18 protein-coding genes and 1 pseudogene are annotated in these 19,585 nt (G+C 67.6%); 9 read left to right on the top strand and 10 right to left on the bottom strand.

The window, feature by feature from the left end; genetic code table 11:
- Positions 1-6: 6 nt before the first annotated feature.
- Positions 7-954 (bottom strand): ABC transporter substrate-binding protein, encoded by a 948-nt coding sequence (locus tag G6N41_RS04180; RefSeq protein ID WP_198966685.1) that lies wholly within the window; start codon positions 952-954, stop codon positions 7-9.
- Positions 955-1,068: 114 nt separating this feature from the next.
- On the opposite strand from G6N41_RS04180, the gene G6N41_RS04175 reads away from it, so the two are divergent.
- Positions 1,069-1,446 (top strand): LapA family protein, encoded by a 378-nt coding sequence (locus G6N41_RS04175; RefSeq protein WP_011741980.1) that lies wholly within the window; start codon positions 1,069-1,071, stop codon positions 1,444-1,446.
- A gap of 61 nt (positions 1,447-1,507) precedes the next feature.
- Here the strand turns inward: G6N41_RS04175 and G6N41_RS04170 are convergent, their stop codons facing one another.
- Both G6N41_RS04170 and G6N41_RS04165 read right to left on the bottom strand, forming a co-directional pair.
- Positions 1,508-2,560 carry a phosphotransferase family protein gene (locus G6N41_RS04170; RefSeq protein ID WP_198966684.1) on the bottom strand — a complete coding sequence of 351 codons (1,053 nt, stop codon included), beginning with the start codon at positions 2,558-2,560 and terminating at the stop codon, positions 1,508-1,510.
- An 84-nt stretch (positions 2,561-2,644) separates the two neighbouring features.
- Positions 2,645-3,253 (bottom strand): histidine phosphatase family protein, encoded by a 609-nt coding sequence (locus tag G6N41_RS04165; protein ID WP_198966683.1) that lies wholly within the window; start codon positions 3,251-3,253, stop codon positions 2,645-2,647.
- A gap of 407 nt (positions 3,254-3,660) precedes the next feature.
- Here G6N41_RS04165 and G6N41_RS04160 point away from each other — a divergent pair.
- From G6N41_RS04160 to G6N41_RS04130, 7 genes and pseudogenes are all read left to right on the top strand, one after another.
- A pseudogene (locus G6N41_RS04160) lies at positions 3,661-5,800 on the top strand (PE family protein).
- 187 nt (positions 5,801-5,987) lie between these two features.
- Entirely contained in the window at positions 5,988-8,429 is a 2,442-nt protein-coding gene (locus G6N41_RS04155; RefSeq protein WP_198966682.1) for a PE family protein, read from the top strand.
- An 82-nt stretch (positions 8,430-8,511) separates the two neighbouring features.
- Positions 8,512-9,564 carry a phosphotransferase family protein gene (locus tag G6N41_RS04150; RefSeq protein ID WP_198966681.1) on the top strand — a complete coding sequence of 351 codons (1,053 nt, stop codon included), beginning with the start codon at positions 8,512-8,514 and terminating at the stop codon, positions 9,562-9,564.
- Between the two features lies 1 nt (position 9,565).
- Positions 9,566-10,330, top strand: a complete 765-nt coding sequence (locus G6N41_RS04145) for an SDR family NAD(P)-dependent oxidoreductase (RefSeq protein WP_198966680.1) — start codon at positions 9,566-9,568, stop codon at positions 10,328-10,330.
- A 17-nt stretch (positions 10,331-10,347) separates the two neighbouring features.
- Positions 10,348-11,655, top strand: coding sequence for an acyl-CoA dehydrogenase family protein (locus G6N41_RS04140; RefSeq protein ID WP_198966679.1), 1,308 nt, complete (start codon positions 10,348-10,350; stop codon positions 11,653-11,655).
- Positions 11,652-12,254, top strand: a complete 603-nt coding sequence (locus G6N41_RS04135; protein ID WP_198966678.1) for a TetR/AcrR family transcriptional regulator — start codon at positions 11,652-11,654, stop codon at positions 12,252-12,254. The genes G6N41_RS04140 and G6N41_RS04135 overlap by 4 nt, the downstream gene beginning before the upstream one ends.
- The gene (locus G6N41_RS04130) at positions 12,255-13,223 is read left to right on the top strand and encodes an NADPH:quinone oxidoreductase family protein (RefSeq protein WP_198966677.1); all 969 of its coding nucleotides are present in this window, start codon (positions 12,255-12,257) and stop codon (positions 13,221-13,223) included.
- Positions 13,224-13,229: 6 nt separating this feature from the next.
- On the opposite strand, the gene G6N41_RS04125 is transcribed toward G6N41_RS04130, so the two are convergent.
- The 5 genes from G6N41_RS04125 to G6N41_RS04105 form a co-directional block, all read right to left on the bottom strand.
- A complete protein-coding gene (locus G6N41_RS04125) occupies positions 13,230-15,110 on the bottom strand; it encodes an alkyl/aryl-sulfatase (RefSeq protein WP_198966676.1) in 1,881 nt (626 codons plus the stop codon).
- 169 nt (positions 15,111-15,279) lie between these two features.
- Positions 15,280-15,825 (bottom strand): hypothetical protein, encoded by a 546-nt coding sequence (locus G6N41_RS04120; protein WP_231608812.1) that lies wholly within the window; start codon positions 15,823-15,825, stop codon positions 15,280-15,282.
- A 5-nt stretch (positions 15,826-15,830) separates the two neighbouring features.
- Positions 15,831-15,992 carry a hypothetical protein gene (locus G6N41_RS04115; protein ID WP_198913342.1) on the bottom strand — a complete coding sequence of 54 codons (162 nt, stop codon included), beginning with the start codon at positions 15,990-15,992 and terminating at the stop codon, positions 15,831-15,833.
- Complete coding sequence (locus tag G6N41_RS04110; protein WP_198966675.1) at positions 15,968-16,249, bottom strand: hypothetical protein; 282 nt, start codon at positions 16,247-16,249, stop codon at positions 15,968-15,970. Before G6N41_RS04110 ends, G6N41_RS04115 begins: the two co-directional genes overlap by 25 nt.
- Positions 16,250-16,321: 72 nt before the next feature.
- Positions 16,322-16,537, bottom strand: a complete 216-nt coding sequence (locus G6N41_RS04105) for a hypothetical protein (protein ID WP_198968057.1) — start codon at positions 16,535-16,537, stop codon at positions 16,322-16,324.
- A 190-nt stretch (positions 16,538-16,727) separates the two neighbouring features.
- Here G6N41_RS04105 and G6N41_RS04100 point away from each other — a divergent pair, with 190 nt between their 5' ends.
- Positions 16,728-17,213, top strand: coding sequence for a lipoprotein LpqH (locus G6N41_RS04100; protein WP_198966674.1), 486 nt, complete (start codon positions 16,728-16,730; stop codon positions 17,211-17,213).
- Positions 17,214-17,326: 113 nt separating this feature from the next.
- Here G6N41_RS04100 and G6N41_RS04095 read toward each other — a convergent pair whose 3' ends face one another.
- On the bottom strand, positions 17,327-18,841 hold the full coding sequence (locus tag G6N41_RS04095; protein WP_198966673.1) for a sensor histidine kinase: 1,515 nt from the start codon (positions 18,839-18,841) through the stop codon (positions 17,327-17,329).
- A complete protein-coding gene (locus G6N41_RS04090; protein WP_198967714.1) occupies positions 18,819-19,523 on the bottom strand; it encodes a response regulator transcription factor in 705 nt (234 codons plus the stop codon). Before G6N41_RS04090 ends, G6N41_RS04095 begins: the two co-directional genes overlap by 23 nt.
- Between the last annotated feature and the right edge of the window lie 62 nt (positions 19,524-19,585).

Genomic DNA, 19,585 nt, shown 5'->3' with positions numbered 1-19,585 from the left:
TAGTCTCTAGGGCCGGATCGGATGATCGAAGCCGTTGTCGTGCAACCATTTCCGCGCGGCCTCATCAGGGTCGATGCCACCTTTGCCCGATACCGAAGCGTTGAGCTCAGCCACGCCTTCGGTGGTCAACTTCGCTGACACCGCGTCGAGAACGTCTTTGATGCGATCAGACTTCTTCTGCGAATTGAGCAGCGGCACAATGTTGCCGGCCCGGAAGTTGTGCTCCGGATCGGCGAGCACCACCAGGTGGTTCTGCCGGATCGTCGGCGACGTGCTGAAAATGTCGGCGGCGTCGACCGTTCCGTCCAACAACGCCCGCACTGTTACCGCGCCGCCGCCGTCGTTGATCGTCACGAAATTCTGAGGTGAGATGTCGAGCCCGTATTTCTCGCGCAGCCCACGCAATCCGGACGGCCTGTTCTGAAACGCCGAGGGCGCCGCGAACCGCAGATTCGCGGAATGCGGGGCCAGGTCCGCGATCGTCTTCAGGTTCCACTTGTCGGCGGTAGCACTGGTGACGGTGACCGTGTCGGTATCCGAAGCCGGCGACGGCGTGAGAACCGACAGATCTCCGGGCAGCCGCCGGTAAAGCTCCAATTCGACGGCCTCCAGCAGGGTCACGGTGGCGTGTGGGTCGAAGTACAGCAAGAGGTTTCCGATGTACTCCGGAACCAGATCGATGGAATGGTCCTTGAGCGCCGGTATGTAGGTTTCGCGGCTGCCGATTCCCAACCGCATTCCGACCTCGAAGCCATTTGCCCGCAACGCCTGTGCATAGAGTTCGGCGACAATCTGCGATTCCGGGAAGTCGCCAGACCCGACCACGATCGAGTTGATGTCACAGCTGGTGGTCCCGAATGGGTCCGAACTGCCGCAGGCCGCGACCGAACACACCATCACAACGCACAGCGCTGCGGCGAGTGTTGCGCGGCACACGCGCCGCAGCGTCCCCATGCACCCGACACTATCGTCCGCGATGGTGTGTTGCCGCGCAGACGTGAAAGCGCAGCAAAGTTGCCAGCGGAGATTTAATTACCTTCACCGCGGAAAAAGGGTAAACATGACGGTATGAGCAGCAACCAATCTGGCTCAGCTGGTCCCCCACCGCAGACCAAAGCGCCCTCGACGCCGGCGCCAAAGCCCGCTCCGAGTTCGGGGGAACCCCCGATCAAGTTCACCCGGGCGGCCGCGCTGTGGTCCTCACTGATCACCGGCTTCTTGGTGCTGATCGTGTTGCTGATCTTCATCGCCCAAAACACCGCCTCGACGGCTTTCGCCTTCTTCGGCTGGCATTGGAGCCTGCCCCTGGGTGTGGCGATACTGCTGGCGGCCGTGGGGGGCGGTTTGCTGACCGTCGCGGTCGGCACCGCGCGGATTCTGCAGCTGCGCCGCGAGGCGAAAAAGAGTCACGCGCAGGCACTGCGGGCCACCAACCCCGGGCGTTGACCGGCCTTGCACGCCGCCGGGCTCGCACCCCGGAAAACCCGGGCAGACATTCGATCTGAGGCTAGGAGATCGGCTTGGTGATCTCCGCCAGGCCACGAGAGATCAACGGCGAAACGACCTCGGGGGCCTCATCGGAGGCATCGGTTTTCCCATCGGCCAGCTCGGACATGCGTCTGCGGAAGTCGATACCGGCGGCGATGATGGCGAGTTTGAAGTAGGCCAACGCCATGTAGAACTCCCAATGCCCCAGCGACATCCCGGAAACCAGCGAGTACCGATCGGCCAACTCGTCGGCCGTCGGTAGCAATGGGGATGTCCAGGCGGCCTGCGTGTTGACGATCAGGTCCAGTGCGGGGTCGCGATACACACACATCAGCGCCGCGTCGCTGAGCGGATCCCCCAGCGTCGAAAGTTCCCAATCGACCACCGCGCGAACCCGCGTCGGGTCATCGGCGTCCAAGATGGTGTTGTCGATCCGGTAGTCGCCGTGCACGATCGACGTGCAACTCTGCGTCGGAATAGCTTGCTGCAGAGCCGAATGCAGTCGCACGACGTCGCCGTCACGGCGGTCGTCAGGCAACCGCACCAGGTCCCACTGCGACCCCCATCGACGTACCTGGCGCTGCAGGTAGCCGTCGGGTTTGCCGAAATCGCCAAGCCCAACGGCGCCCGGATCGATGCTGTGCAGGTCGACGAGCACCCGGATCAGTGAGTCAACACAGCCGTCGATCGCCCTGCTACCCAGCACTTCGAGCTGGGCCCGGCGGCGCACCACCTGCCCGGCCACGAACTCCACAATCTGGAAGGGTGCGCCCAGCACCGTGTCGTCCTCGCACAGCGTGATAGCGCGGGCCACCGGAACCGGGGTGTCCTGCAGCGCCGCCACCACCCGGTATTCGCGAGCCATGTCGTGTGCCGAAGGCGTCAGCCCATGCAACGGTGGCCGCCGCACCAGCCAACTCGTCGCATCGTCGTAGACCAGGAATGTCAGATTGGAGCGGCCGCCGGAGATCAGCTCGCCGCGTAGCTCACCCTCTCGCCCCAGACCCAGTGAACGCAGATACCCGTCCAGCGCGGCCAGGTCGAGGCCGTCGAGTCGGTCAACCGCAGTCACCGAACTTGTTTACCACCGCGCACCACCCATTTGCTCCCCGGGCGTGTCGGCACGTCGAAATTCTCGACGGCAGCTGCCGCTGGGCTACCACCGCTGGTTTCGGGGCAGCAGATCCCACACGTGTTCGGTCGAATTCACCGTGGCCACCGTGGCCTGGCCGGTCCGCGAGAACAGCAGCCGGGTGACCGAGGCGTAGTCGATAGGAAACGACAAGAGCCGCGCGGTCCCCAGAATCTCGTGCAGCACCACGTTGATCACTCCGCCATGGCTGAACACCGCGACCGTGTCGTCGGGGCCAGCTGCGGACACCACGTCGTCAACCACCGCACGAACCCGCGCGCGAAAGGCGTCCTCGTCGACCGCGCTGGGCAGCTTCCCCTGAGCCATCCTCGCCCACTCCTGGGGCTTCTCGGTGCGGATCTGCTCGACGGGAATGTAATGCGGCACGTCGCGGTCGTATTCGGCGAAGCGATCGTCGATGTCGATGGCCAGCCCGCGTGCGGTCGCGACGGGTTCGGAGGTCTGGACGGCACGGCGTTGTGGACTGCTGATCACCCGGGTGATGGGGAACCGGGAGAGCGCCTCGGGCAGGCGGCTGACCTGCGCCACCCCGGTGTCGGACAGGACCGGATCCGAACCTTCGCCATGCTCGCTGCGCAGCGGCAGTGCATGCCGGACCAGCAGCATCTGCATATGGGCTCCCATGCGGTGGTTGGTGTGGTGTGCTGCCCGCGGTCGGGGTCGCTCGGCCCAGCCTCGAACGTGGCCTCGCCGCATGGGTCGGCCGGTGCGCGCTGTGGTGGCCATTGTCCGAGCGCGGAAATCGTGGATTCATGCCTGGTTTGGGCAGGCGCTGGGCGGGTTGTGGTTGGCGTGGTGAGCACCCCCGGTTTGCGTACGTGAGACGCGAATGGTGTCTGACGGTCAGCAATGTTGCTGTTCATCATCGCGGGGGTGAGACGGCCGCAAGAGCGTGGTCCGGGGTGGCCCTTCTCAACATTTGATGGCGGCTTTGATTCGCCAATACGACGCTGGCCTGCACATTTATGGTCAGCGATGTTGTTGGGCTAAGGGCCTTGCCGACCGATGGGTGGTGCGCTGTGTCGTTTGTGAATGTGGCTCCGCAGCAGTTGAGTGCGGCGGCAGCGGAGGTGGCCGGCATCGGGTCGGCCGTGAGTGCGGCCAGCAGGGCGGCGGCGGCTCCGACGATGGGCTTGTTGGCCGCTGGCGCCGATGAGGTGTCGGTGGGGATCGCGGCGTTGTTCACCGATCACGCGCAGCAGTACGAGGTGGTGCTCGAGGAATTTCTGGACGGCCTGCAGGGAGGGTTCGGGCGGACCCTCGACGCCGCCGCAAAGGCCTACGCGAGTGCGGAGGCCGCCAGCGCCGCCGCGTTGGGGCGGGTGTGGGACGCCACGGCCGGGCCGACCGCAGTGCTCTCCGGTGCCTACGAGGCGGCGGCCACCGCGGCCAAAGCCGGGGAGGGCCCGGTCGGGGTGGTGCAGGCGGTGATCGGCGCGGAATCTGACGCGTTGTTGGTGCAGCCAGCACATACGCTGAGCCAGGCCTGGATCACCAGTCCGCTGGGCCAGGTGGTGGATCCGGTGATCAATGCGCCGTTCGAGGCAGCAATCGGGCGGGACTTGATCGGCAATGGCGCACCGGGGGGTGGCCGGAGTCAACGGCGGCGCGGGCTGGGCGGGTGGCTTGCTGTTCGGTGATGGCGGGACCGGGGCGGCGGCCACGGCCACCACCGTTGCCGGCCGCGGTGGAGATACCGGGTTGATCGGGTCCGGCGGGGCCGGCGGAGCGGGTCTGGCTGGCTCTAGTGCGGCCACGATGGCCGGCGGGTCCGGCGGCCGCGGTGGATTGTTGCTCGGCGACGGCGGGGCCGGAGCGCCCGGGGCGGCGTCGTTTGACCCGAATGTTGCCGGGGGCGCTGGAGGCGCTGGCGGGGACGCCGGGAAAATCGGCGATGGTGGTCGCGGCGGCGACGGCGGGCACGGCGCCACCGGTACCGCCGGCGACGCAACCCATCTCGAAGGCGGCAGGGGTAGTGACGGTGGGGCCGGCGGCAAAGGAGGCAACGCCGGCGACTACGGCCACGGTGGGGCCGGCGGCACGGGTGGCCAGGGCGGCCGGGGCGGCACGGGCAGTGCCGGGCTCACCCCGGACGACAAAGGGTTTCAAGGCGGTCTCGGGGGTAGCGGCGGGGTTGGCGGAGCTGGCGGCGAGGGCGGCCTGATCAAGGGCAACGGTGGCGCCGGCGGGGCAGGTGGCATCGGCGGGACCGGCGGCATCGGCGGCGACGGCTCACGAGGCGATACACCTCTTGGTCCCTTCAATGTTGACGGCCATTCCGGTGGGGACGGCGGTCGCGGCGGCCTCGGCGGCAACGGTGGTCACGGCGGCGTTGGTGGTGGGCACACCGCCGGAAACGGATTCCACGACGGCACCACGGGCGCCGGCGGTGTCGGCGGTGTTGGCGGGACCGGCGGCAACGGCGGCACCGGCGGTGACGGCCAGTTCAACGGCGGCAACGGGGGCAGGGGCGGCGGCGGGACCGGCGGGACCGGCGGGGACGGCCAGACCGCTGCCGGCGTCGGTGGTAGCGGGGGTACCGGCGGCAACGGTGGTTCCTCCAACACTGCCGACGGCGTCGCCGGCAAGGGCGGGGCTGGCGGCGACGCCGGCGACGGCGGCCGCGGCGCACAGACTGGCGCCCAAGGCGGGCACGGCGGTAAGGGCGGGCTTGGCGGCGACAACGTCTACGGAGCCGGCGGCGCGGGCGGCGACGGCGGGCGCGGCGGCTCGGGCGGCTACGCCGGTAACGGTGGCCCCTGGTCAAGTCCCGGCACCGGCGGCACCGGCGGCACCGGCGGTGCTGGCGGCACGGGCGTCACCGGCGGCGACGGCGGGCGCGGCGGCAGCGGCGGCGCCGGTGGAGACGGGGCGGGCACGTTCGCCGGCAACGGCGGCAACGGCGGCCTCGGTGGTGCCGGCGGCCTGGGCACCGACGGCTACGGCGGCTGGGGCGGCGAGGGCGGGTGGGGCGGCGACGCCGGCACCACCAGGTTGAGCTCCGCCGTCGGCGGCTCCGGCGGCAATGGCGGCCACGGCGGCACCAGCACCCTGAACGGACAGCAGGTTGTCGGCAGCGACGGTGGCCCCGGCGAAGGCCCCGGACCAAACCGCTCGGGCGGCGAGGGAGGCAGTCGCGGTCGCCCTGGTGGCCGCTAGTCACCAACGTGATGTTGGCCCGCAGGGCCCCGGCGCGGCAGCCGCGTGGTGGTGGTCAGCGCGTGGGGTGGGGTGAATTTTCTCGGAAAACCGGAATCGCTGGTTTTCAGATGGCTAGTATCGCTGTGCTCACGGTGTGGTGATTGCGTGTTGGTGTTGGGCGAGCTACCAGTCGGGGGAGACGGTCATGTCTTTTGTGTTTGCTAGCCCGGAGGTGTTGGGGGCCGCTGCCGCCCAGGCGGCGGTGATCGGCTCGGGTGTGCAGACCGCCGGGGCGTGGGCGGCGGGGCCGACCACGGCGTTGGCGGGAGCATTGGGCGCCGATGAGGTGTCGGTGGCGGTGGCCCAGCTATTTGATGGTCATGGGCAGGCCTATCAGGCGATCAGCGCGCAGGCGGCGGTGTTTCATGGCCGGTTCGTCGCGGCATTGAATGCGGCCGCGGATTCCTATGCCGGGGCCGAGGCGGCGGGGGTATCGGTGTTGCAGAGCGCCGGCGCCGATGTGATGGGCGCCCTCAATGCCCCGACGATGGCCTGGTTGGGGCGCCCGCTTATCGGTGATGGCGCCAATGGGGTGGATGGCACCAGAGGCAATGGCGGTGCCGGCGGCCTGTTGTGGGGCAATGGGGGTCGGGGCGGATCGGGAGCGGCCGGTCAGGCCGGGGGCCGTGGGGGTAGCGCCGGGTTGATCGGTACCGTTGGTGCTGGCGGGGCCGGCGGGGCCTCCTCGAACGGGGCCGGCGGTGTCGGGGGCGGCGGGGGCGCCGGCGGCTGGCTGTTCGGTGCTGGGGGCCAAGGCGGGACCGGCGGCAATGGCCTGACCACAGCCGGGGTGGGGGGTCATGGCGGCGGTACGGGGTTGTTCGGGGCCGGTGGGGCCGGTGGGGCCAGCGGGGCCGGCGGCATCTCGGGTACGGGTGTGGGCGGTGGCGGCGGTCATGGCGGTAACGGCGGCTGGGTAGCCGGCGACGGTGGGGCCGGCGGCGCCGGGGGCACCTCCAACACTGGGGCCGGGGGCTCCGGTGGAGGCGCGGGCCGAGGCGGCTGGGTGTTCGGTGATGGCGGGGCCGGCGGGGCCGGCGGGGACGGCGCCACCGGCGCGGCGGGCGCCCAGGGTTTGACCGGACAAACCGGCCACACCGGACACGACGGCGGGGCCAGCGGGGCGGGCGGGGCCGGTCGCCGAGGCGGCTGGCTGTTCAGTGCCGGCGGCGACGGTGGGGCCGGCGGGGCCGGCGGTGCCGGCGGTGAGGGCGGAGCCGGAGGCGCGGGCGCAACCGCGACGACCGCCGGGACCAGCGGCGGCAACGGCGGTAACGGCGGGGCCGGCGGGACCGGCAGTGATGGCGGTACGGGCGGAGCCGGCGGAGCCACCGGCTGGTTCGGCAGCACCGGGACAACCGGGACCGGCGGTAACGGCGGCACCGGCGGTAACGGAGCGATCGCTGGCAACGGCGGCACCGGCGCCAACGGTGACGCCACCCACCTCGACGGCGGCAACGGCGGCAACGGCGCCAGCCCCGGCATCGGCGGACTCGGCGGGGCCGGCGGCACCGGCGGGGACGGCACCACCCCCGCCGCCCACGGCACCAACGGCACCACCCCCACCACCACCAACGGCAGCGGCGGACGCGGCGGAGACGGCTACACCTCCACCGACCCCACCCTCAACGGCGGCAAAGGCGGCACCGGAGGCAACGGCGGCGACTACGGCAACGGCGGAAACGGCGGCAACGGCGCCACCGGCACCAACCCCACCCCCAACCCCATCACCAGCCACGCCAACCCCGGCACCGACGCGTCCGGCAATCAAACCCTCTTCAACGGCGGCACCGGCGCCAACGGCGCCTACGCCGGCCAAGCAGGGGGCACCGGCGGCGACGGCTACGCCGACTTCGACCAGCCCTTCGGCGGTAACGGTGGCGACGGCGGCAGCGGTGGACCCGGCACTGTCGGCGGCACCGGCGGAAACGGCGGCTACGCCGCTATCGTCGGCGGCTGGGGCGGTGACGGCGGGGCAGGCAGCGACGGCGGCGGCGCCGGCGGAAACGGCGGTGACGGCGGCCTCGGGTTGGGCACCTACGCCTTGCCCGGCCAGGGCGGCGACGGCGGTAACGGCGGCAACGGCGGGGCCGGCGGCGGCACCGGAGGCAACGGCGGCAACGGCGGAACAGGAGGCACCGGAGGCAACGGCGGCACCGGCGGAACAGGAGGCAACGGCGGCACCGGAGGCATTGGCGGGAGCAGCGAGGCAGGGGCAGCCGCAGTTGGCGGAGATGGCGGCGACGGCGGCACCGGAGGCACCGGCGGAAACGGCGGCAACGGCGGGGACGGCGGCGCCGCGGGCGCCGGCGGCACCTACGGACAATCCGGCACCAACGGCACCGGCGGAAACGCCGGCACCGGCGGCAGCGGAGGCGACGGCGGCACCGGAGGCAACGGCGGCACCGGAGGCGAAACCCCCTCAACCCAAAGCCCCGACGGTCTGTCCGGGGCAACCGGGGCGATGGGGGCTAGCGGCCAAGACGGTATCGCCGGCACCACCCCCGGCACCGGCACCGGCGGACCCCCCGCCGGTGGACCCGACGGGAACGGGGGTGACGACGGACCCGGCGTACCTGGGCCATAAGTGGCGATGCCCTGCTCGTCCCGGGCCCGCCCAACCGCAGTGAGAATGATATTCTCCAAAATGAGAGTTTGGAGTGCGGCCGATGGAGACCAAAGGCGGGATCTCGCTGAATGCGGCTGTTCTCGGGCGCTGGCTGGATAGCAGCCATGCGCCCGGCAGCGGCGAGGAGCCCCTGCTCGAGCAGCTCGAGGGCGGTTCGCAGAACACGCTGTATCTGGTGCGCCGCGGCGATCAGAGCATGGTGCTGCGCATGCCCGGCCCGCGTGCCGACGCGGCCCGCATTGACGGCTTGTTGCGCGAGATCCGGCTGGTAAGGGCCCTGTCCGGCACCGACGTGCCGCACGCAGAACTGATCGCTGCCGACGAGACCGGATCGGTGCTGGGCATACCATTCTACCTGATGAGGGCCATCGATGGATGGATCCCGATGGACGGCGGGTGGCCCGCACCCTTCGACACCGACTTGCCAGCCCGCCGTGGGCTGGCGCTGCAACTCGTCGAGGGGGCGGCCAAACTGGGCCGGGTGGATTGGCGCGGCCAGGACCTGGGGGGCTTCGGCCGCCCGGACGGCTTCCATGAGCGCCAGGTCGACCGGTGGCTGCGCTTTCTCGCGGCCTACCAGGTGCGCGAACTGCCCGGGCTGGACGAGGCCTCAGACTGGTTGCGCCGCAACCGGCCGGCGCACTACACGCCGGGCATCATGCACGGCGACTACCAGTTCGCCAATGTCATGTTCGCCCACGGGGAACCCGCCCGACTGGCCGCGATTGTGGACTGGGAGATGACCACAATCGGCGACCCGCTGCTGGATCTGGCCTGGTCACTGCTGGGCTATGACGGTGAAGAGCCGCGCGCCGACGGGTTCTATCTGAACATGAGTGCCATGCCGAAGCGCAGCGAACTGCTCGGGCACTACGAGAAGGTCACCGGGCTGTCCACCGACAACATCGACTACTACCTGGTGTTGGCGAACTGGAAGCTGGGCATCGTGCTGGAGAAGACCTACGCCGCCGCCGTGCGCGCCGGGCCCCACGCAGACGGGGTGGATCCTAAGATCAAGGACGCGTTCGCAGCGATGGTCCCCCGGTTGATCGCCACCGCCGCCGAGCTGGCTCGCGCAACCAAGGCGCATTGAAATGGGTTATGCCGAACAGCTTTTCGACCTCACCGACCACGTTGTCCTGATCACCGGCGGCAGCCGCGGCCTGGGCCGGCAGATGGCCTTTGCGGCGGCACGCTGCGGCGCCGACGTGGTGATCGCCAGCCGCAACCTGGATAACTGCGTCGCCACCGCCACCGAGATCGAGTCCGAGACCGGGCGCTGCGCCATGGCCTATCAAGTGTATGTGGGGCGCTGGGATCAGCTCGACGGGCTGGTCGCGGCGTCCTACGAACGCTTCGGCAAGATCGACACACTGATCAACAACGCGGGCATGTCGCCGCTCTACGACAAGCTGAGCGACGTCACCGAGAAGCTGTTCGATGCGGTGATCAACCTCAACCTCAAGGGCCCGTTCCGGCTCTCGGCGTTGGTCGGTGAGCGGATGGTGGCCGCCGGCACAGGCTCCATCATCAACGTGAGTTCGGCCGGTTCGCTGCGCCCGAGCGCCGACATCATTCCCTATGCCGCGGCAAAGGCCGGGCTCAACGCGATGACCGAGGGCCTGGCGCGGGCATTCGGACCGACGGTGCGCGTCAACACATTGATGGCCGGGCCGTTTCTGACCGATGTCAGCAAGGCCTGGAACCTCGATGCCGCCGCGCAGAATCCATTCGGCCACCTCGCCCTGCGGCGCGCCGGAAACCCACCCGAAATCGTCGGAGCGGCATTGTTTCTGGCCTCTGACGCATCCAGCTTCACCACCGGATCGATTTTGCGCGCCGACGGCGGCATTCCCTGAAAGACAGGAGCACGCGAATGCCTTGGGACTTCTCCACCGAACCGGAGTTCGAGAAGAAGCTCGACTGGATCCGCGAGTTCGTGCGCGAGGAGGTGGAACCGCTCGAGGTAGTGTTCCCCGGCTGCGAGTTCCTGCCGCTCAACGATGAACGCCGCCGCATCGTGGATCCACTCAAACAACGAGTTCGCGACGAAGGCTTGTGGGCCCCCCATTTGGGTCCGGAACTCGGCGGGCAGGGCTTTGGCGCGGTGAAACTGACCCTGATCAACGAGATCCTCGGACGCAGCCCCTGGGCTCCGATCGTGTTCGGCACCCAGGCACCCGACACCGGCAACGCGGAGATCATTGCGCGGTTTGGCACCCAGGATCAAAAGGACCGCTACCTGCAGGGCTTGCTGTCCGGCGAGATCTTCTCCTGCTTCTCCATGACCGAGCCGCAGGGTGGTGCCGATCCGCGCGTCTTCACCACCCGCGCCGTCCGCGACGGTGACGATTGGGTGATCAGCGGCCGCAAGTATTTCTCGTCCAACGCCTTGGTCGCATCGTTTTTCATCGTCGTCGCGATCACCAATCCGGATGTGGCCGTTCATCACGGAGCGTCGACGTTCCTGGTCCCGGCTGGAACCAAGGGCCTGACCATCGAGGCCAACCACCACCTGGTCGGCGCCTTGCCACACGAACCGGGTCACTCCCTGGTGCACTACGAAGACGTTCGAGTCGGTGCGGATGCGCTGCTTGGGCAACCGGGTCAGGGATTTCTGATCCTACAAACCCGCCTGGCCGGTGGCCGGCTGCATCACGCGATGCGCTCCATCGGGGTGGCGCAGCGTGCGGTCGAGATGATGTCACGTCGAGCGAAAAGTCGATTCACCCAGGGCAGTTCGCTGGCCGACAAGCAGTTGGTGCAAGCGCTCATCGCCGACTCCTATACCGAGCTGATGCCGTTCCGGCTGGCGGTGCTGCACGCGGCCTGGATGATCGACACGGCCGGCGAGCACGCGGCGCGCGCCGAGATCGGCGCCTGCAAGATCCTGGCATCCCAAGTGCTCAAATCGATTGGTCTGCGCGCCATCCAGGTGCACGGCGCGCTGGGCACCACCGATCAGCTACCGCTGGTCAGCGTGCTACTCGGCGGTGTCGTGCTGGGGCTGGCAGACGGCCCCACCGAAGCTCACAAGGTGAACCTGGCGCGGATGCTGCTGAAGAACTACGAGCCCGAAGACCCGCAGTGGCCCAGCAAATCACTGACCGTCCGGCAAGCGGCCGCCCGCGCCATGTACGGCCAACTCGTCGATCGTGTTCCGGCCCTTCCCGATTCACCGTGAGCGATCGAGTCACCGCCGCAGTCGAGCGCGCGCTCGATGACCGCCAGCGCGAGGCCACCGAGGAAGTGGAGCGCATTCTCGCCGCCGCGGTGCGGGTGATGGAACGCGCCGCTCCCGAACCTCCGCGGGTCAGCGACATCGTCGCCGAGGCCGGTTCGTCGAACAAGGCGTTCTATCGGTATTTCGCCGGCAAGGACGATCTGATCCTGGCCGTGATGGAGCGCGGTGTCGCCGTTGTGGTGTCCTATCTGGAACATCAGATGGCCAAGGAGTCACGCCCGGACACCAAGATCGCGCGCTGGATCGAGGGCACGCTGGCCCAGGTTGCCGACCCACACCTGATCAGCATGAGTCGCGCGGCCGTCGGGAAACTGTCGAATTGGCTTGCGACCGAACGGGAAATGCTGCGACCGCTGCGTGATCTACTCACCGCACCGGTGACCGCACTGGGCAGCTCCGAAGTGGATCGTGACGTCGAGGCGGTCTACGGTTGCACGGTTGCGACGATGCGCAGGTACGTGGGTTCGGCCGAGCGGCCCGGCCGAGACGACATCGAGCATCTCGTACGGTTCTGTCTGCTCGGACTGGGGGTCAGTTGAATGCGCGCGATCGTCTGTAACGCCTACGGTCCACCGGAAGATCTGGTGCTAGACGAAGTTCCCGACCCCGTTCCCGCAACCGGTCAGGTGCTGGTGCGGGTTCGCGCCGCGGCGGTCAACTTTCCCGACGTGCTGTTCATCGCGGGCAAGTACCAGATCAAGATCCCACCCCCATTCATCCCCGGCAACGAGATCGCCGGCGAAGTCGTGAGCGTCGGCGGGGGCGTGACTCTGGTTCCGGGGCAACGCGTATTCGGCACGACATTCGGGGCGTTCGCCGAGTTGGCGCTGCTCGACGGGGCGGCGGCCGAACCCATCCCCGACGACGGCGACTTCGCGTCCGCCGCCGCGTTCGGCGTCACCTACCGCACCGCCTATCATGCGCTGCGCTCGGTAGCCCAAGTGTCGCAGGGCGATTGGGTCGTGGTGCTCGGCGCGGCAGGCGGTGTGGGCCTGGCCGCCGTCGATCTGGCGGTGGCGATGGGTGCCCGGGTGCTGGCAGCAGCATCCAGTCCGGAGAAGCTGGGTTTGTGCCGCCAGCGCGGCGCCGAGGCCGTCGTCGACTATGGCCAGGAGGACCTGAAGCTGCGAATCCGGGAACTGACCGGCGAGAGCGCCCGCGTCGTCCTCGATCCCGTCGGCGGATCGTACGCCGAACCCGCGCTGCGTGGCCTGGCCCGCGGGGGCATGTTCGTCACCCTGGGCTACGCGGCCGGATCCATTCCGGCCATTCCGCTCAACCTGGTGATGCTCAAGAACCTCACCATCCGCGGCATGGAGATCCGCACCTTCATGGGCGACTACCCCGACGAGTGCGCCCGCGATGTCGCAGAGCTGTCACAGATGTTCGCCGCTGGAAAGATCCGGCCGCACATCGGCGCCCGCTTCCCATTGGCCGACACGCCTGCCGCGCTGCGCTACGTCGCCGAACGCAAGGTGCTGGGCAAGGTGGTGATCGACGTCGCGTGATGGCCGCTAGGGCAGGATGATGTTGAAGTCGGGGTCCGGCTCATCGAGCACACCGGCCAGCGTCTGCAACACCGACTCGTCCCCGGAGACCTCGAGCCCGGGCGAGGTGACGTCGCCCATCGCCACGGCCAGCAGCCGAGACTTGTTCTGCAGCTTGACGGTTGCCGACGCCGTCGCTTCATCCGCGGCGACCTTGCGGTGCACCAACACACCATTGCTCAGCGCAAGCCGGTAGTTGGCGTTGAGATCCTCGAACGTCACATCGATGGTGAGGTCCAGGTCCCAGCTGCGCGGACCGTCGATGCGGATCGCCAGGCTGTCGAAGATCTGTTCCGGAGTCAGCTGGGTCAGCAGAGTCGGCGAGGTGGTTTGCACGGCGGTACCGAACTTGCCGTCGCGCAACTCGGCCTCGCCGCACAGGAAGAAGTTGCGCCACACCGCGTTCTCGGCGCCATAGGCCAGGTGCTCCAGGGTGTCGGCGTAGAGAGTCCGGGCCGCGGAATGCTCGCTGTCGGTGAACACCGCGTGATCGAGCAGCGTGGCCGCCCAGCGGAAGTCGCCGGAATCGAAAGCCTGCTGGGCGAGTTCGACCACCTGATCGATCCCGCCCATGGCCTCGACGTAGCGAGGCGCGAGCTCTTCGGGGGGATGCGGCCACAGCCGGCCGGGGTTGCCGTCGAACCAACCCATGTATCGCTGATAAACGGCTTTGAAGTTGTGGTTGACCGACCCGTAGTAGCCGCGGGTATGCCAGGCCTGCTCCAATGCCGGCGGCATCTGGAACATTTCAGCGATCTCCACACCGGTGTAACCCTGGTTGAGCAGCCGCAGCGTCTGGTCATGCAGGTACGCGTAGAGGTCTCGTTGCAGCGCCAGGAATTCGACGATGCGTTCACGGCCCCAGGTCAGCCAGTGGTGGGATGCGAAGACCACGTCGGCGCGGTCGGCGAACGTATCGATCGCCTCGGTGAGGTAGCCCGACCATGCGCGCGGGTCACGCACCAGCGCGCCGCGTAGCGTCAGCAGGTTGTGCAGATTGTGGGTGGCGTTTTCGGCCATGCACAGGGCGCGGAACTTCGGGAAATAGAAGTGCATCTCGGCGGGGGCTTCGGTGCCCGGCGCCATCTGGAATTCGATCTCCACGCCGTCGATGGTGTGTTTTTCCCCGGTCGAACGGATGTCGAAAGTCGGGTTGATGATGGCGACCTCGCCGGTCGATGGCGTCTGGCCGAGCCCGCAGCCCACTTGCGCCTGTGGTCCACGTTCGAGCAATGTGCCGTACATGTAGGTCGCACGGCGGGTCATCGCCGGTCCCGCGTAGACGTTCTCCTGAACGGCATGCTCGGTGAAGCCTTGCGGGGCGAGGACCTTCACCTTGCCCGCGTCCACGTCGTCCTGGGAGGTGACGCCGAGCACTCCGCCGAAATGATCGACGTGACTGTGGGTATAGATCACCGCGACCACCGGCCGGTCCGCATCGCGGTGGGCGCGGTACAGGGTCAACGCGGCGGCCGCGACCTCGGTGGGTACCAAGGGGTCGATGACGATGATTCCGGTGTCACCCTCGACAAAGGTGATGTTTGACAGGTCGAATCCGCGAACCTGGTAGATGCCCGGCACGACTTCGTACAAGCCTTGTTTGGCAGCCAGTGTCGATTGGCGCCACAGACTGGGATGCACCGATGTGGGCGCGGGGCCGTCGAGAAACGAATACGCGTCGTTGTCCCACACGACTCGGCCGTCGGCGGCCTTGATGACGCACGGGGTCAAGGCCGCGATGAAGCCACGGTCAGCGTCGTCGAAATCTCGGGTGTCCTGTAGCGGTAGGGAGTGTTCGCCATGAGCCGTTTCGATCGCCGCGGTAGGGGGTTTGTGGTCCACCGGCACTACATTGCCATCAGCATCACCGCCGTCGATAGGCCGGTGCAGCGACTTTGCGCGGCGATGTGCCAGCGAACTCGGAAATATTTTTCTCGCGGTCCCCGTGATGCATCGAGTCAAGATGCCTGCGAAACCTGGTTCATGCATCAGGTAAGGAATGCCCGCGAAATCGGGGTCAGGTGGTGGTCTTGCTTTTGATGCGGATGCCGGCTTTGAGGGCGGGTAGAGCGGCGGGTATGGCGGCGAGGTAGAGCTGTTCGGTCTTGTCTTTGGCGAGTCTGAGCAGGGCGGCTTGCAGGTCGGCGATCTGGTGGGCGATCGCGGCGGGGTTGAGGCTGTTGCGGTAGGTGAGCAGCTCTGTTTGTTGGGCCGCTGAGAGGACTCCGGCGGCCAGCAGCCGGTCCAGGGGTCTGGGGCTTGTCGTAGAGCCGGCGGCGGTGACCGTCGCGGCTGCAGCCGTAGCCGATGGGTTTGATGGTGGGGTCAGGTAGTTGAGCCGGTCGTTGACCAGGTGCCACAGCCGGTTGAGCACGGCGCGTTCTTCGTCGGTGTCGTAGCGGTAGTAGAACCCGTAGCGACGCACGAGGTGGTTGTTTTTAGACTCGATGGTGGCCTGGTCGTTCTTCTTGTAGGGCCGTGAGCGGGTGAAGAAGATCTCCATGTCCGCGGCCCACTTGATGACCGCCTTATTGAGGAATTCGGTGCCGTTGTCGAAGTCCAAACCCGTTACCTTATAGGGATTTTAGTAATTCCGGTTTTGAGGGCGCCCAGGATGTGGGGGTGGGCGTTGTTGCGCACCGTGCGGGTGAACACCCAGCCGATGTGCATGTCGGTGAGGTTGACCGTGCGGGCGAACTCACCTTTCAGTGTCGGGCCGCAGTGCGCCACGGTGTCGCCTTCGAAGAACCCGGAGATTCTTCGGCCTCATCGCCTGCTTTGCAGATGGTGATCGAGGACCGCAGCAGCGGGGAGGGTTTCGTCGTCGACACACCCGAGATCTGGTCGCGGGCCTTGGCGCCGCGCAGGTAGCGGTCGATCGTGGCGCTGCTCATCGCCAACAGCTCGGCACGCACCGCCGGGCCGTAACGGTCACGGCCGTCCACCAGTTCGCCGTGGCGTTCTAGAGCATCCAACTGAAGTGCCATGGAAGCGGCCAGGTACCGGCCGCACTGCCCGCCTGAGGCCGCCCACACCTTCTGCAACACCTTGAGCGCATCCTAGGAGTACTTCGGATTGCGTTGCCGGCAAATCCGTTTGGCGACCTGCCGACCCGCTCCCGGCGGCGCGGCCGCCGCCCTCAACCGCCGCCGGGCGTTGTCACGCGACCAGCCGGTGACCGCCACCACCTGATCCAGAATCTGCCCCTTGCCCGCCTTCGGCGCCCCCACATACCCCCTGGCGAACTTCGCGGTGATCTCGGCCCGAGACGACATCGACAGCCCACTTCCCATGCCTGCCAAGGATCGACCGTTTCGCGGGCATTTTTACGTGATCCACCGAGGACGCTTCACGGGCATTTCTCGTGATGCTTGCCGATCCCTAGACCTCGGGTCCAGTTAACCCGCATACTGCCGAAGCGGTCCTCAATGCCGATGGCCGCTACACACGGGCAAAGGAGCACAGGTGAACCGTGGACTGACGGTCGCGGTTGCCGGAGCGGCCATTTTTGTCGCGGGTCTTTCCGGATGTTCGAGCAACAAGTCGACCACAAGCGGTGGCGAAAGCTCGAGTACGGGCTCGACATCAGCAAGCACCGGAGGCGGTCAAGCCTCCGGCACAAAGGTCCTCATCGATGGGCAAGACCAGCACGTGACCGGCTCCGTCGTATACACGACGGCCGCGGGCAACGTCAACATCGCAATCGGTGGAGCAGCCACCGGTATCGCCGCGGTGCTCACCGACGCCAACCCCCCGGAGGTCAAGTCGGTCGGGCTCGGCAACGTCAACGGCGTGACGCTGGGCTACACGTCGGGCACCGGCCAGGGCAACGCCTCGGCGACCAAGGACGGCAGCAGCTACAAGATCAGCGGCACGGCGACGGGGGTCGACATGGCCAACCCGATGTCCCGGGTGAACAAGCCGTTCGAAATCAACGTGACCTACCCCTAGTCCGCCCACGGTGACGATGCGGGCCCAAGCGCCCGCGGTGGGCGGCCCAGCAATTCGGCTGGCCCAATGATCAACAGCGTCCGCTGAGTTGCCGGGCTACTGCGGTCGGCAACTCAGCCGGGCGGCACGCCGGATCGTTGCCACGCGTCAAGTGGCAGCCGCACCGCAAACTCGGTGCGTCCGGGCGAGCTGTTGACGGTGATGGTGCCGTTGTGCGCCTTCACCACGGCCGCCACGATCGCCAGGCCCAGGCCGGTGCTGCCGCCCTTGCGGGAGCGGGAGGTATCACCGCGGGCGAACCGCTCGAATATCTCCGACTGCATCGCCTCGGGAATGCCCGGACCGTTGTCGATCACCTCCAGCACCAAATGCGTCGGCCCACTACTGAGCCGGGTGGTGACGACGGCGCCGGGGCCGGTGTGGATACGAGCATTGGCCAGCAGGTTGGCGACGACTTGGTGTAGCCGTGCGGCATCGCCGGTGACGACTACCGGTTCTGCGGGCAGGTCAAGCTCCCACTGGTGATCCGGTCCGGCGATATGCGCATCGCTGACGGCATCGACCGCCAGCCGGGACATATCGACCGGCTCGCGTTCCAGCGGACGGCCGGAGTCCAACCGGGCCAGCAGCAACAGGTCCTCGACCAGACTGGTGATCCGCTCCGTCTCGGACCCCACCCGGCTCATCGCATGGGCGACCGCGGCACGGTCATCACCCATTCGTTGCGCCAGCTCGGTGTACCCGCGAATCGCGGCCAGCGGGGTGCGCAGCTCATGACTGGCGTCGGCGACGAATTGACGAACCCGCGTCTCGCTTGCCTGCCGGGTCGACAGTGCGGCGGCAATGTGATCGAGCATCCGGTTGAGCGCCGACCCAAGCTGACCCACCTCGGTGTCGGGGTTGGCGTCGGTCTCCGATACCCGCACCGGCAATTCGACTTCGCCGCGATCCAACGACAAATCGACGACTTCCGTTGCGGTTTGGGCCACCCGGCGCAACGGGGCCAGTGCCCGCCGAATGATAATCGCACCGGCGGTGGTGGCCGCGACCAATGCGACGATGGTGACGATGCCGAAAATGATCAGCATTCGGATCATGGTCGCGTCCACATCCGACATCGAAAGGCCGGTGACGATGAGTTCGTCACCGCGGCGGCTCAGGGCGGACACCACCCGGTAGCGGCCCAACCCATCGAGGTTCAGTGTCACCGGATCTTGGCTGCCGGCAACGGCCGCCAGCTGGGCCTGCGCCGTCGGGCTGATTTCGGCACGGTCCCCACTATTGGTCAGATACCCCGCAACGATCGCCTTGCCGTCCCTGACCACGGCGCCAACCATGCCGGCCGGCTGGCCCGGGGCATCCAGAAACCGCGGCCCGGGGCCGGGGCGCCAGTATCGGTGCTGGTGCCGCCAGAATCGATGGGACGACTCGGGGTACATCAACGCCGATCGATGCGACGTTCCGCCCAGTTGCCCGTCGAGCTGTGCGACCAGGTGGTGATGCAGCGCCAGTTCGGTTGCGGCGGTGATTCCCACACAAACAACGGCTAGGACGAGGATCTGCCCGACCAGCAGGCGCAGCCGAAGCGACCAGGCGCCCGGTCTCCTAACGAGCCTGTTTGAGGACATAACCTGCGCCGCGCAGCGTGTGAATCATGGGTTCGCGACCGTTGTCGATCTTCTTGCGCAGGTAGGAGATGTAGAGCTCGACGATATTGGACCGGCCGCCGAAGTCATAACTCCATACCCGGTCCAGAATCTGCGCCTTACTCAGTACCCGCTTGGAGTTACGCATCATGAACCGTAGCAATTCGAATTCGGTTGATGTCAACGAAATCAGCTCGCCGGCGCGTGTCACTTCATGACTGTCCTCATCGAGCACCAGGTCCCCCACGACCAGCTGAGCCCCGCCGTCCACGGTGGTCACACCGGTGCGTCGCAGCAGCGCCCGCAGCCGCAGCACGACCTCCTCGATGCTGAACGGCTTGGTCACGTAATCGTCTCCGCCAGCGGTCAACCCGGCGATGCGATCCTCCACCGCATCCTTGGCCGTCAACAGCAGCACCGGCAGCGCTGGGTTCTCCTTACGCAAGCGATGCAGGACTTCCAGCCCGCTCATGTAGGGCAGCATCACGTCGAGTACGACGGCGTCAGGGCGCTCGGCGCGCGCGGACGCGATCGCAGACGCTCCATCAGAGGCGGTGGCGATGTTCCAGCCCTCGTAACGCAGTGCCATTGACACCATCTCGGCCAGAACGGGTTCGTCATCGACGACCAACACGCTTACCGGTTGACCATCGGCGCGGCACATCACAACGCGCTCAGCCGAACTTCGGGGGGCGGTCACGGTTTCCAGTATCCGCTCCGGGCTAG

The organism is Mycobacterium shottsii (assembly GCF_010728525.1).
Taxonomy (GTDB): Bacteria; Actinomycetota; Actinomycetes; order Mycobacteriales; family Mycobacteriaceae; genus Mycobacterium; species Mycobacterium marinum.
The sequence above is the reverse complement of the archived record's forward strand: the minus strand, read 5'-3'. Positions and strand labels throughout refer to the sequence as shown.